Source organism: Nostoc sp. UHCC 0302 (assembly GCF_038096175.1).
Lineage (GTDB): Bacteria > Cyanobacteriota > Cyanobacteriia > Cyanobacteriales > Nostocaceae > UHCC-0302.
In genome coordinates this window covers 76,511-89,447 of the sequence record NZ_CP151100.1, presented here as the reverse complement: position 1 = coordinate 89,447, position 12,937 = coordinate 76,511, and the positions used below count along the sequence as shown (strand labels likewise).

The 12,937-nt window shown below is 40.9% G+C and carries 14 protein-coding genes and 1 pseudogene; 7 read left to right on the top strand and 8 right to left on the bottom strand.

What is annotated here, in order from left to right; translation table 11 throughout:
- The 7 genes from WKK05_RS36790 to iscB form a co-directional block, all read right to left on the bottom strand.
- Positions 1–402, bottom strand: coding sequence for a hypothetical protein (locus WKK05_RS36790; RefSeq protein ID WP_341531545.1), 402 nt, complete (start codon positions 400–402; stop codon positions 1–3).
- Positions 345–863: a hypothetical protein gene (locus WKK05_RS36785; protein WP_341531544.1), complete on the bottom strand. Its 519-nt coding sequence runs from the start codon at positions 861–863 to the stop codon at positions 345–347. The genes WKK05_RS36790 and WKK05_RS36785 overlap by 58 nt, the downstream gene beginning before the upstream one ends.
- Entirely contained in the window at positions 829–1,353 is a 525-nt protein-coding gene (locus tag WKK05_RS36780) for a hypothetical protein (RefSeq protein ID WP_341531543.1), read from the bottom strand. The genes WKK05_RS36785 and WKK05_RS36780 overlap by 35 nt, the downstream gene beginning before the upstream one ends.
- A 149-nt stretch (positions 1,354–1,502) precedes the next feature.
- The gene (locus WKK05_RS36775; protein WP_341531542.1) at positions 1,503–2,168 is read right to left on the bottom strand and encodes a hypothetical protein; all 666 of its coding nucleotides are present in this window, start codon (positions 2,166–2,168) and stop codon (positions 1,503–1,505) included.
- A 43-nt stretch (positions 2,169–2,211) separates the two neighbouring features.
- Positions 2,212–3,354 (bottom strand): IS4 family transposase, encoded by a 1,143-nt coding sequence (locus WKK05_RS36770; protein ID WP_341531013.1) that lies wholly within the window; start codon positions 3,352–3,354, stop codon positions 2,212–2,214.
- A gap of 81 nt (positions 3,355–3,435) precedes the next feature.
- Positions 3,436–3,591 carry a hypothetical protein gene (locus tag WKK05_RS36765; RefSeq protein ID WP_341531541.1) on the bottom strand — a complete coding sequence of 52 codons (156 nt, stop codon included), beginning with the start codon at positions 3,589–3,591 and terminating at the stop codon, positions 3,436–3,438.
- Between the two features lie 238 nt (positions 3,592–3,829).
- Positions 3,830–5,122, bottom strand: a complete 1,293-nt coding sequence (gene iscB / locus WKK05_RS36760) for an RNA-guided endonuclease IscB (RefSeq protein WP_341531540.1) — start codon at positions 5,120–5,122, stop codon at positions 3,830–3,832.
- 91 nt (positions 5,123–5,213) lie between these two features.
- Between iscB and WKK05_RS36755 the strand changes: the two are divergent.
- Positions 5,214–6,411: pseudogene (locus WKK05_RS36755) on the top strand (IS4 family transposase).
- A 16-nt stretch (positions 6,412–6,427) separates the two neighbouring features.
- On the opposite strand, the gene WKK05_RS36750 reads toward WKK05_RS36755, so the two are convergent.
- Complete coding sequence (locus WKK05_RS36750) at positions 6,428–7,315, bottom strand: hypothetical protein (protein WP_341531539.1); 888 nt, start codon at positions 7,313–7,315, stop codon at positions 6,428–6,430.
- Between the two features lie 222 nt (positions 7,316–7,537).
- Here WKK05_RS36750 and WKK05_RS36745 point away from each other — a divergent pair, with 222 nt between their 5' ends.
- The 6 genes from WKK05_RS36745 to WKK05_RS36720 all read left to right on the top strand — a co-directional run bounded on the left by WKK05_RS36745 (position 7,538) and on the right by WKK05_RS36720 (position 12,798).
- The gene (locus WKK05_RS36745) at positions 7,538–7,801 is read left to right on the top strand and encodes a hypothetical protein (RefSeq protein WP_341531538.1); all 264 of its coding nucleotides are present in this window, start codon (positions 7,538–7,540) and stop codon (positions 7,799–7,801) included.
- A gap of 455 nt (positions 7,802–8,256) precedes the next feature.
- Positions 8,257–9,885, top strand: a complete 1,629-nt coding sequence (locus WKK05_RS36740; protein WP_341531537.1) for a hypothetical protein — start codon at positions 8,257–8,259, stop codon at positions 9,883–9,885.
- 222 nt (positions 9,886–10,107) lie between these two features.
- On the top strand, positions 10,108–11,274 hold the full coding sequence (locus WKK05_RS36735) for a hypothetical protein (protein WP_341531536.1): 1,167 nt from the start codon (positions 10,108–10,110) through the stop codon (positions 11,272–11,274).
- A 680-nt stretch (positions 11,275–11,954) separates the two neighbouring features.
- Positions 11,955–12,110: a hypothetical protein gene (locus WKK05_RS36730; RefSeq protein ID WP_341531535.1), complete on the top strand. Its 156-nt coding sequence runs from the start codon at positions 11,955–11,957 to the stop codon at positions 12,108–12,110.
- A 33-nt stretch (positions 12,111–12,143) separates the two neighbouring features.
- Positions 12,144–12,308, top strand: a complete 165-nt coding sequence (locus WKK05_RS36725) for a transposase (protein ID WP_341531534.1) — start codon at positions 12,144–12,146, stop codon at positions 12,306–12,308.
- Positions 12,309–12,408: 100 nt separating this feature from the next.
- The gene (locus WKK05_RS36720) at positions 12,409–12,798 is read left to right on the top strand and encodes a hypothetical protein (RefSeq protein ID WP_341531533.1); all 390 of its coding nucleotides are present in this window, start codon (positions 12,409–12,411) and stop codon (positions 12,796–12,798) included.
- Positions 12,799–12,937: the final 139 nt, after the last annotated feature.

Sequence of the window (12,937 nt, the reverse complement as noted above, 5' to 3'; positions counted from 1 at the left end):
TTATCTAACATCAATTAGTGAATTACAAGGCTTATATTCGACAAACACATCATCTTCAAACTCAAGCCATTCTCCTCCAATCGAACGAAAGTAACGGATATTGTTTTCTAGCTTGACTTCCAGATTGATTTCAGGAAACTTAAATACGTTCTCCTTTTCAATTACCCTAGTTAATTCAACATCCCGGTCAATCATCACACCCAGACATAAAGTTACTCCCGCTTTCTTGTATTTTTGCCAGTAATAGGAGAATTCTTTCTTGTCGAGGAAATTAACATTAATCTTGGGAATACCTTCTTCAAACAACAGGGCGAAAATTCCTAATTGTTCGTAATGAATCTTGGCTATTCCAAGGTTGTTTTCGTAACACCAGTATGCTCTGTGGAAGTGGGCGGTTTGCAAAATGTTTTCTCCATTTTTCTTATTAGTAATTTGGCGACAGATTGCCATACCAACGACCAAGCTTGTTGGTTTCGCCATTTCAGTTGGGCAGCAACGATATCCTTCTCTGTAGGAATTATGCTGCCGTACTTCTCCAGATTTTCAATCGCTTGACGAAAGCTGACAACTTCATCCTCTGAAGATGGAATGTCAGGAGCGACAGCTGTCTTCAATCGCTCCATTACCCCTTTGACCGTTGCAGATTCTTCTTTGAGGCGTGTTAGCTCACCGTGCATCACATCAATCATGGCTAAGTTAGATTGTGCGATCGCTGCCTGGAATTCCGCCAACTGGGTCTCAATCTGTCGTTGTACCTCCTGGCTGATGATTTGGGTAATTCCAGCAACTTCACGGCCAGAGTTTACTGTGTCAATAAACTCCTGAATTTCAGGTGATGTAAGGTATGCACTCGAATTGTCCATCGTCTAAATCTTTCCACTCAAGAGTTACGCCGATACGATTTGCAAAAGTATTAACGGTCTGTTTCATTGTTTCAAACGGCAAGTAATCACAACTATCAATTAGTTGCTCTAACTCTACATCAATAAAATGTTGTTGTGCCGCAGCTTTTTGTTGTGCCTTCTTTTGAGCCATTTTAGCTCTAGCTTGTTGTTTCCCCTCCTCACGCGCAAGCTCTATAGCTTCTAATCTGGCTAATTCTAGTGCTTCTGTAATTGAGCGTTCTTTGTCTTTTTGTTGGAGGATTATGTATTTGTCTTGCACTAATCTCTGAATAATTGCCATTCGTAAGTCAAAGTCAAAGGCAACTTCTAATTCTTCAATCGCCTGTGCTGAGGTTTGTTCTTGATAAGCATTAATCTCTATCTTTTTAGCTTTAGTAATGCTTTTGGGTTGTTTATCTATTGATGTCTCTTCTGTTGATACTGTCAATTCAGAGCCTTTACGTGCCATGTTTTACTCCTTAGTGATTAGAATTCAGAACACATTCGTCAAAAATCTGGCTTTAGCAGTAAAGATATTTAATCATTCTGAAGGACTCAATTCTGAAGGACTCAACTCTGACAAATGTATTCTTGTATTAAGTCCGTCTAGTAATCGAATCATGCACACCTTTTTTTAGCTGCTATATTCTTCCACTCCGATAGTTCTGAAGGTGAATAATGCCTTCGTTGGCTGAAATGACCCCACTTATATAGTGTGCGTGTTGAAATTTTGTACCCATAGGCTGCTAAGTATTTAGCTAAATCTTTGCCAAGACACCCCCGCATCTGCCATCGATAATACATCTTGCCACTCGAATTGGTTTCAAGTGTCATCGCTCGACGTGACCAATGTTTCATCATTGTGATCAAACGGTTGACTGAGGGAAACTTTTTTGTAGGATTGTCATGCCTCCAGCAGGCCATATACACAAGTATTGATGCTAGCCCCTCCTCCACATAGCGTTCATACTTTGGTATTCCCAAAAACTGCTTCCAACTAGCCCAGCAATTCCTAGAGATGCAGCGGTTCATGATCTGATCACATGACTTTTTCACGCTCGACAACGCTATGAGTTTTGGAGCAGGTGTAGGAGGTTGTTTCTCTTGTGGAGAATTTACTGCTTCACAGAAAGCATCAAATACCTCATCAAGTTTGTATTCATTACTTTGCCAGTAGTTTCTCAAGCTCCGATATGTGACTTTCACGCGGGGATAGCACTTGCGATACCACGCCAAGCACAACAGTAATTCCGTTTGTTCCGGCGTGTAGGAGCGCTCGGACACCTTCTTGCCTTGTGGATAAACTCTTGAGGGGGGACAAAAAGGGCTAGAATGCAGATAAAATAAGCCTCATAGCCCTTTCTCCTTGTTGATAATACTTACGCTTATTAGGAGCTAGTGTCATTAACTCAGCCACCAATTCATAAGAATTTTCCATGAAATCGACCCAGTTAGACCCATATAATCCAATATAAAAACTGCTATGACGGCGAACTGTCCGCCCAGATTCTTTAATTCTGCCTACATATTTTTGAACACCCATGCGTTTAATTTTTTGACCAGATATAGTTGCAGCCGTGTATGCAAGTGAGATTAATAATATTAGGGAAATTAGCCTTTGACCTGATACATTAGTATCTTCTAAATTATAACCACCGCTTTTAAAATCTCTAAACATTTCCTCAATATCAAAACGTTGTTTATAAGCCTTAATAGCCGAATCTAAATCATCTAAATTAGTCAGAATAAACCAGCCCTCTTCCGGCGCAACTCCAAAACGTTTCCGTTTCCATTTAGTAGCGAGATTAAAGCTAACAAACCCTTGAGATTTCGTATATTTAATACCTTGGTAAAAGAAGGAAAGACCAGGTGCTAAACCCAAATCTCTTAATTGCAGCCAAATTTCTGGTTCTATTTCTATAAATGCGTCCTTTTTTAAGCGTAAGCAGAAATATACTTTCTGCTCTGTGAGCCAGTTAGCCAACTTTATTGAACAAAATTCTCGGTCTCCTAACACTACAATTTTATAATCCTTGAAAATCGGTAATGCTTTTTTAAATACTGCTTCTTGTTCATCAAAATTACTTGAGCCTAACTTGTCTAATAGCTCAAAATATATTGGGATAGACCTTTTGTCCCAAACCACGCTAATCATTAATAGATTAATGCATCCCCAATTAGTCCGATCTATAACTACATAAATAACTTCATTTAAAGGAAAATTTATTTCTAGCCAGCTTTTGATAATTGGAAACCAAATTTCTTCAACATTGATGTAATTTAAAGATAAAAATCGCTGAAGTTTTTTCCTTCTACTTTCAAATAGTATTGGTATTGGTAAAGCAGTCGCTAGCGCCTCAAGGCTAACAGTTTTAATAGATTGTAATAAACAGATAAGGAGTTTTAGTAATAAGTATTCAGTACGTCCAAGCTCTCGCTTGAGGTGTGTCTCGTAGAATTCTGGTAATATTATCATTAAATAGAGCTTATTGCGAATGAATGCTCTTTTTGTTTTACCACAAATTGCTACACTCGTTGCCCTATATCTATTTCAGGGTATTTCGTATCCCCTCAAGGGATAAACTGCACCCGCAAGTCGCTCCCAATCGCGCCAAGTGCGCTCACTTATGGTTGCTCCCCGAATCTTTTCACATTGGTTCTTGAGATTGCTGGATTGGCCTATCCAATCTTCTAAAACTAATGGCATAATTTCTAATTTATAATATTAAACTACTGTCACTCGTAAGAGGAAAATCTTTATTATTGCCGCATAAAAATTGGCAAGTTTGATGAACGCTATCTGTCTATAGTCTTACACTTTTATTTACTATAACTTTAACACATTGCGCTATTTATATTAAATATGAAAAGAAGATTTTTGCTATATCTGTTAATTTTATAGGTAAATATCTCCGAGAATATTAAAACTGTTTTATCGAACATCACTATTGTTTATATTCATAACCGTCAGCCTTTTGTCTAGTATTCAAATATTTAGGATGAACATCAAATTTTTTATCTAAAAAGTATAGAACAAAACTAGGGCGGAATCTAATAGCAATTCTGCCTATATAAGTCCCTGCGAATTTACCAGTTGGAATATTGGCTTTAACAATATCGCCAGTGGTAAAACCCTGAAAGTATTTAGATGAAGGTGCATGAGCTTTTGGAAATCCAAACTTGTTTGTACGGCAACGCTGACGAGTACCGTGACCTTTGGCTGTAATCGCTAGAGGTTTAATGCCCTTTATTAACAACTTTTTGGGTGTACTAGCTCCCACACACAGCGAATCAGCCCAGTGAGATTTTTCAATTCTATGATTGGTTCGGTTCCACTTAGTCTGCCCACCACTACCAACTTCGACTGGTAAACCAGTTTGTTGAAGTCTTCGGTATAATTCCCAACGAGTTACATTCACAGCAGTAGCGTCAACTAAAGGTTTTTTAGCTTGAGATAAAATCCGGTTTAATAATTCAGGTTTCTTTTTAAGAAACTCGATGATTGGTTGATTACCTTTGGATTGATTACATTTTTGACAAGCTAACGTGAGATTACTAACACGATTAGTCCCACCACGAGATTTAGCGACAATATGCTCAATTTGTAATGGCACATCTTTAACACTACAATAAGCACATTGATGCCCCCATTTGGTCAAAAGATACTCTTTAACTTCAAAACCAAATAACTCACCACGTTGATAATCTACACCTTGTATCTCTGGTTGTTCGAGTTTCTGTAAGTCAAATTTGACTAGCTCTTGAGAAATTGCAGTTATGGGGCAAACATGACGCAATCGGTTTACCCAAGTTAAAACATTCTCAATCCGAGATTGCAGTGATGGTGGTAGCCAACCTTTCTTACGTTTTCTGTTAAGAAAACGTGGTTTACGATAACGTGTTTTGCGTAAGCGTCGAGAACGTCTTAATTGCCTTCTTGATAACAGTGCTTGCTTAATTTGAAACCCACGATGGCTGATTTCAGCAGCAAATACACATCTATTCGTATTTTCTTGGAGTACAGTTAGACCTGTAACTTTGCTGCCTGGAGCTATCTTTACCTGATGTGGATGTATCACTGATTGACCTACTTCTCGGTCTTTAATTATTATTGTGAACGGATACTGTTTATAAACTGTTGCTCTCCCTTGTTTTAATAATTCTCTCGCTCTTGCTGCATGGCAGGGGTCGAGTGGTTGCTTGTTTTTATCTAATACAAAAACCTTGAGGGGGGACAAAATACCCTGAGATAGATACAGGGCAACGAGTGTAGCAATTTATGGTAAAACAAAAAGAGCATCCATTCGCAATAAGCTCTATTTAATGATAATATTACCTGAATTCTACGAGACACACCTCAAGCGAGAGCTTGGACGTACTGAATACTTATTACTAAAACTCCTCATTTATTTATTACAATCTATTAAAACTGTTAGCCTTGAGGCGCTAGCGACTGCTTTACCAATACCAATACTATTTGAAAGTAGAAGGAAAAGAATTCAGCGGTTTTTATCTTTAAATTACATCAATATTGAAGAAATTTGGTTCCCAATTATTAAAAGCTGGTTAGAAATATATTTCCCCTTAAATGAAGTTATTTATTTAGTAATTGACCGGACTAACTGGGGGCGTATTAATCTGTTAATGATTAGTGTGGTTTGGGATAAAAGGTCTATCCCAATATATTTTAAGCTATTAGACAAATTGGGTTCAAGCAATTTTGATGAACAAGAAGCAGTATTCAAAAAAGCATTGCCGCTTTTTAATAATTATAAAACTGTAGTGTTAGGAGACCGCGAATTTTGTTCGGTAAAGCGCCGCTTTCTGGCTCACAGAGCAGAAAGTATATTTCTGCTTACGCTTAAAAAAGGACGCATTTATAGAAATAGAACCAGAAATTTGGCTGCAACTAAGAGATTTGGGTTTAGCACCTGGTCTTTCTTTCTTTTATCAAGGTATTAAATATACAAAGTCTACAGGATTTATTAGCTTTAATCTTGCTAGCAAATGGAAACGCAAACGTTTTGGAGTTGCGCCGGAAGAGGGCTGGTTTATTCTGACTAATTTAGATGATTTAGATTCGGCTATTAAGGCTTATAAACAACGTTTTGATATTGAGGAAATGTTTAAAGATTTTAAAAGCGGTGGTTATAATTTAGAAGATACTAATGTATCAGGTCAAAGGCTAATTTCCCTAATATTATTAATCTCACTCGCATATACGGCTGCAACTATATCTGGTCAAAAAATTAAACGCATGGGTGTTCAAAAATACGTCGGTAGAATTAAAGAATCTGGGCGAACAGTTCGCCGTCATAGTAGTTTTTATATTGGATTATATGGTGAGACAGCGCTGCGGGAGGGTTTCCCTCCGCAGGCGACTGCGAACCCGAAGGGGTCTAACTGGGTCGATTTCATGGAAAATTCTTATGAATTGGTGGCTGAGTTAATGACACTAGCTCCTAATAAGCGTAAGTATTATCAACAAGGAGAAAGGGCTATGAGGCTTATTTTATCTGCATTCTAGCCCTTTTTGTCCCCCCTCAAGGTTCGAGATGAACTTCCGTTGGTTTTAAACCTTTGATAGCATCTTTTACAGAGATACAATTTACACCTTTTTGACTCAGCCAATAATGCGCGGCTGAGTCATTTTCCCAAAAGCAATCACTGTTACGCACTCTGAACACAATCCCCAGGTGTTCGTCGCCCTTGTAAACATTGTAAGCAGTCTGAATATCAGTACGTCCCAGGTAGTGGAGCCGAAAGTCATCTTGAGGCTGGCACAAGTCCACCGCACGAATCCCGTGATAATTGCAGTTACCGCAGCCACTTCCATTGCAGGTAGGGCAGATGGCGGCGGGTGAATTCCACTTGGGAATGCTGAAGTCCCATTCACCCAGGGGTTGCTGTGCTGTGGTTATTTCTGTAGTGTCGTCTGCCGGGGTGAGTTCTTCACTAGCTGGTGATTGAACGGTGTCAGGTAACAGAGCGAATAATGTTCCTCGCTTGTAATGCCAGCAGATATCGTTGAAACACTTTTGCCACCAGCCACGGCGGAATACTTCCTTGCCGTTGACCATCACCACCCAACGTTGAGTCAAGTGATTGTCGTCGTAGCTTATGGTTGCAATCAACTTTGAAGCGCAATATATTTCGTGATCGTAAAAGCTGATTTCAACAACTGTAAATTCTTCCGGTGCTACAGCTTGCGCTTGTGCTTCGATGTGATGCTCTAGTTGGGCTTGGGCAATCGCTTGTTCATCGACTTTGTGGAGTTGGGAGGATTGGTGAGCGTTGATTGCGTTGATCCAGGCATCCTTGCAGCGTTTGTCTGTAACTTCAACGGTAGCACCAATCTGACTGTAGATTTCTTTGAGCCGAGCTATGGATTTGAGTTGCAGCTGTTGTTGGGTATACGTTCCGTGTGTCATTATTATGGTTACTCCATCTGTAGAGGGTGGGAAATCTAAAAGGCGATCGCTTTGTTTACGAGACTGTGGCGGTCGTCTTTTATTTTGTTTCTAAATACATGGTAACTTTTTGGTAACCAAATGTCAACCACTGGTTACCAAAAAGCTGAATATTCCTGTTTACAGTGCTATGCTCGTGTTTACCACCTTGGTAAACAGATAAAGTAGATAGACAGTAGAAGTATGAATACAGAAGAAAAAGCAGACAAACGTCTAGCCGTGCGCGTTACACAGACCGTAAAAGATGCTTTTAATGAAAAAGCTAGGAAGTCAGGAAAAACTGAATCCCAGGCGTTATTAGCATTGGTTTTGCAATTTATTGGTGGAGAGGTGGAAATAGAAAGCGATATTAACACTCGACTGCAAAGGCTTGAAGAGGAAATCAGAGAATTAAAGCAAGTTCGATCGGGGGAATTAATCGCCTCAGGGACGAGAATCGCCTCCTGAGGCAAAAGCTAAAACAGATACAACAATTTGCAAAGGAAGACCCGCCCCAACCAAACAGGTAAGGCGGGTTTATCATTTAACACTAATACATGGTAAACCTATGGTTAACCGTGGTAACCTAAAAAGAGAAAAATGTTAAGGAGGATTATTAAAGAACTGAAGTTAAAGGGTTACCACAAACACCAGGGTTTACCAAGTACAAAAGGAGAATTGAAAGCCCAAATACTTAAGGGAAGAGAGCAGCTACAGCCAATAAATTAAAAGCCCCACTGGCCAGTTTCTGAGGCTACCAGCGGGGACAGTACATAACCAACTTTTAAGGCTATGAATTACTTAACGATACCAAATCTTCTTGTCGGATGCACAGGGTTAAATTGTATTATTTACGGTGATGCATACTTATCGCATAAGGTGATTTCAAGCACCTCTCCTATCTCTGAAAGCAGGAGAGAGCTATGCTGACACAAGAACCCGAACAAACCCCAGAATTTGACTACAGCAGCCTTAACAGCAGCATACTCGATACCTTAGCCGCCATCGACCGTTTCGAGTGGCAGGCAATAGAGGAATTACGACTGATGAGGGACAATCGCTATTTTAAGGATGCTGGGTACACCAGTTTTGAAAGCTATTGCGAGAAAGAACTGACCAGATATGGCGGATACCGCCGTGTAAGGGATTTACTCGCAGCTTCTAAGGTTGTTGACACTCTGCCAGAGTCACTTAGGGAAAAGATTACCAAACCCTCTCAAACTCGTCCCCTACTCCGGCTGGTCAAAACACCTGACAAGTTACAGGAAGTCGTTGCGATCGCCTCTAAAGAAAAACCGTTCCCCACTGCCGCAGATTTTGCTAAAGCAGTAAGGGAGGTAGTACCTAAAAATACGTCAAATCCAGTTGCTAACAGTAACACAACAGAGGAAAAGTCTAAAACGCAATGCTTCGACTGCGCTCAGCAACCATTGTGCCAAACGGTCAAAGTTTCATCACAATCTCATCCCCGTTATGGTGAATCCGGGGTGATTGAGGCAGATGCACCAAACACTTCACAGCAGATTGTCACTTTCAGCGATGGCGAGAGACTGCTGGTTAACAATCGTGATTTGACTGATGAAAATGACACAATTGCGTCATTTTCCAACGAGCGCAGATACCCCGAAGAATACGCCGAAGTAATTGCTGAGCTAAAAGTTCAGCACAGAATCGAGCTAGAGCGGCTAGAGCAGGAGTTGAGGATTGGCTTGCAAACAGAAGCTAATGCCAGAGCCGAAGCACAAATAAGAGAACAACTTGAATCATCCCAAAAACTTTACCAGCAGCAAAAGTCAGAGAACATTAAGTTACAGCAGCGCTTAGACGAAATGGAGGGGTTGAGGCAACTGGAACTGGAGAATCAGCGATTGCAACAACGTATTCAGGAATTGGAAAACGCTGTAGAACAACGCCCTGCCCAGCAGTGGGGCAATACCATGACGACTCAAGCTACCAAGGCACTGAACAAGCAGGTGAAACAGGTGCTGGAGAAGACAATTGATTTGCGATCGCTCGCCCAGGAACCACCCAAAGAGAATGCCCAGGAATGTCTACGGCTCATGGGTATGGCTTTGAAGAATCTCGCCAGTGCGATGAACAACACCCAAGCGCTCGAAGCTGCGGCAATAATTCTGGGGAGTAGCCCAACTCCCGAAGCGATAGCCTACCGCGCCGAGCAATTAGAAATGTTGCCCCAGGCAGTTAGCGATATTAGGCGAGTGTTGTCCAAGGCTGGATGTACGTGGCAAGATTTTCGGAGCGTTGCCCAAGAATATGAGGTAATTAAATCGGATTACTGGGCGGAATTGACCACTCAGGAAACAGAGTTAATCAAATCTCTAGAAAACTCATCTACTGAAAAGAGCACCATTGGCGTTGGTTCCATTGTCGCCCACGCTGACCCGTACCGAACTCTGTATTTGCAGAGGGGCGAAGTTGTGGAAGAGCTAGGGGAAACAGTAGTTGTCGCCTGGGAGCATTGGCGCAATGAGTTAAAAAAGACTGAGACTTATTCCAGGGACGAGTTGCGATTCTGGCGACCGCATAACTGAGTAGGAGAGGTTATCGGCTAGAGCGATTGCAAGCGTTAGAAACTCTGCAACCACCCTTTGAAATGTGTCCCCGCCGCAAATGGTAGACAACAGCAACATTTTAACAAACTTGCTAGTTGTACTGCCAAAGCAGAGAGTGATTTTTTAAGCAACTAAATATGAATACTCGCACCCCTAAAGGGGGCAAGCTTTCGTGTGTCAACATAAATAAGAGATTGAAATATGACTGCAACTATCACTCGTCCCAAGTCCAAAAAGTCTTCCGCCGCAAGTATTCCCCAATCCCCATACAAGAGGTTTCACGTGATTATTCCAATAGAAGACATGTTATGGGCTTCCCAACAAAAATACTCAATTACACAACTGTGGCAGGAATGTTGGACGGCTGACCCTTACGGTTCCCGGTGGATGCCTTTGTCTACTGGGCTGGGTTACAGTACTTTCATCGCTGCGAAGAAAATTTTGTCTGACAGTGGGCTATTCATTTTCAAGCCGGACAAGTCGATCCAGGACGGGCGTGAAACTGTTGGTTGGATGATTCGGAATTTGCATGGCAGCAGAATGAAGGAGTTTTGGGAGGGAATTGATTCTGCGTCACAAAAAACAGATGCTGAAAAACAAGCACCAAATTCTGAGAATACAGAGATGGATGCTGGTTCTAAAGAAATACGTGCTTTGTACAGAGCATCTATCTCAGATCAAAGTCAGTCAGAGCAAGGGTTTCAGGAACCCTCACGAACTGTTCAGGAACACCTCACCAACTCTCCAAAAGAGTTGGTGAGGTGTACTTCTTCCACGCAAAAGGAAAATACGCGTGATGAAGTGACGGCTGACGCGCCTTTTGGGGGCGCGTCGCCTCAGACTCTCGAGAGCGTGGAAGAAGAGAAAGAGTTACCTGCGGTAACGGACTGTACTTCGCTCGCGCTCGTGGATGCTGTACAAGGTCAGTCTGCTTTGTTGCTGGGAGAAAAGCAGGATTGTCGTGTTGAGGCGAAAAATCCTCATGAAGGCACTTATTCTGCCGCGCCCGTTGCCCCTGATTTTGAAGAACCAGCCTCACCTAGCCTTTCCACTTCGTTAACGGTTGAAAATTCGGTTTTTCGTGTAGAAGTCAAAGCAGATAACGTTGACCCAGTTTCCGCCGCGTCTGCCCTCTGTGCTGACAAATGGTCAAATGAAGCGATCGCAGCACGGTCTAAGGCTCGGCCAGGGCGGATGCAGAAACTTAAGCTGGCGGAAGTATTGAGGGAAAATACAGGGTTTGAGTTTCTTGCGGAATGTTGGAATGATGATCCTGCTTTGCAGATTGTGGTCAAGAAGTTGGTAACGAAGTTTCCGCAGTGGGGGATTGCTTGTGTGGATGGGGTGTTGGTTGATTGGGAACAGTAGTGAGTCTGTACAATCAGCTGACAGTGCCAGGTATATTTCATAATTGATGCATATGAGTATCTTGTTTAATAGTCATTTGCTACTATTTACAGTATCAAGCTGGTCGCTTATTGAGAAGACGAAATTATTGTTGCACTAAAATTGCATTTGGTTAGCAATTATCTTGAAGCTAGCATAAAGTAGTTATTAATCAATTATTCATGTCATGAGACTTGATAATTTGAAAATTTTAGTAATGCAGTTTCTAAAAGCAAGGATGTAAGCAATGTCTTTTAATAAGTGGGCATCTAAAGTTTTTGTATTTCCTTTGTAGCTTTTCTTGAGTCGAGTGGTTGAAACGGCAATATGGTTTGGATGTTGAGTATGGGACAGTCTATGTTTTGGTTCGATATCGATGGGGTGCGAAATAAAAAGTATAGCCGTAGCCATCAAAGTTAGGACAAGTCAGCGATAAACGCACCTTCAACAACATACATTGTGAATTGATTGTTGTCCTAAGCTTCCTGTCCATTGCCATACCACGTCCTTAAAGTTGCCAGCAGGACGAAGAGTTGATATCAGAATAAAAAAAACTCGGTATAATTTTATCAACTTTCTCAAAACTGTTTTCCAAAGGAAAGTGTGTTCGCTACCTGTATCAGGATGAAACTAAAGTAGGACTCAAAACTCTTACAGGAAAAGTGATTACTGTTTCAGGCGTTAAACCTACTGTTGAGGTGAAATGGACAAGGGACAACTTTTGGATTTATGGTGCAATTGAACCATTAACTGGAGACTACTTTCTTTATGAGTACCCAAAACTCAATGGTGAGTGCTTTCAACAGTTTTTAAATTGACTATCCCTGCAATTAGGTGACGATCATGCTATTTTGCAGATCGACCAAGCACCTGCTCATACAAGTTCAGCGATTTGTGGTACAGAAAACATTATCCCTCTGTTTCAACCACCATCAGCATCTGAACTCAACCCTATTGAAAGGCTTTGGCATCTGCTTAAAAAACCACTCAAAAATCAATTTTTTTCTTTTTTATAAGCTTTACGCGAGTAAAATATGAATTGAGACAGCAACGATTGTCCAACTCAAAAAATTAGCAGCGAAAAGCGGATTAACCGTAGACGATGTGAGGTTTCTCGTGATTTTAAACAGAGAAAAAACATGGATTGACGCGCTTAACTCTTTAGAAATTGAAGAAACCAATAAAGATTTTATCGACGAAATCACCATATCAGAAACAGGCTTATCAAAAAGACAAACTAACAGGATTGTTGGTAAATATTTAGCAATTTTGACCACTACAGAAGCCATAGACACAGCAGTGAAAAAATACTATCGGTGGCTCAAAGACCGAAGTACAACCAACTCTATTCAATTAGATTTGATTAACCTTTATAAAGATATAGAAATCTATGTAGGCAAAGATCCTAAACATCACGCGGTTTGTAGGATTAAAGCCCTGGCAAATATAGCTCGAAGGGAACGAGGACAAAAGGAACGAGAACAAAAGACAAAAAAGTTAATCTAGAAAAAATTGCGATGGCCACAGGTAGTGCGCGGTAAAAGTTTGTTGTTTAAAATCCGATAAAAAACTGTATCTGCATTCTACAAAATAGTCCTAACGCTTAATGGTGCAAAAAAGTTTTGGATGATTCATATATGGGGAA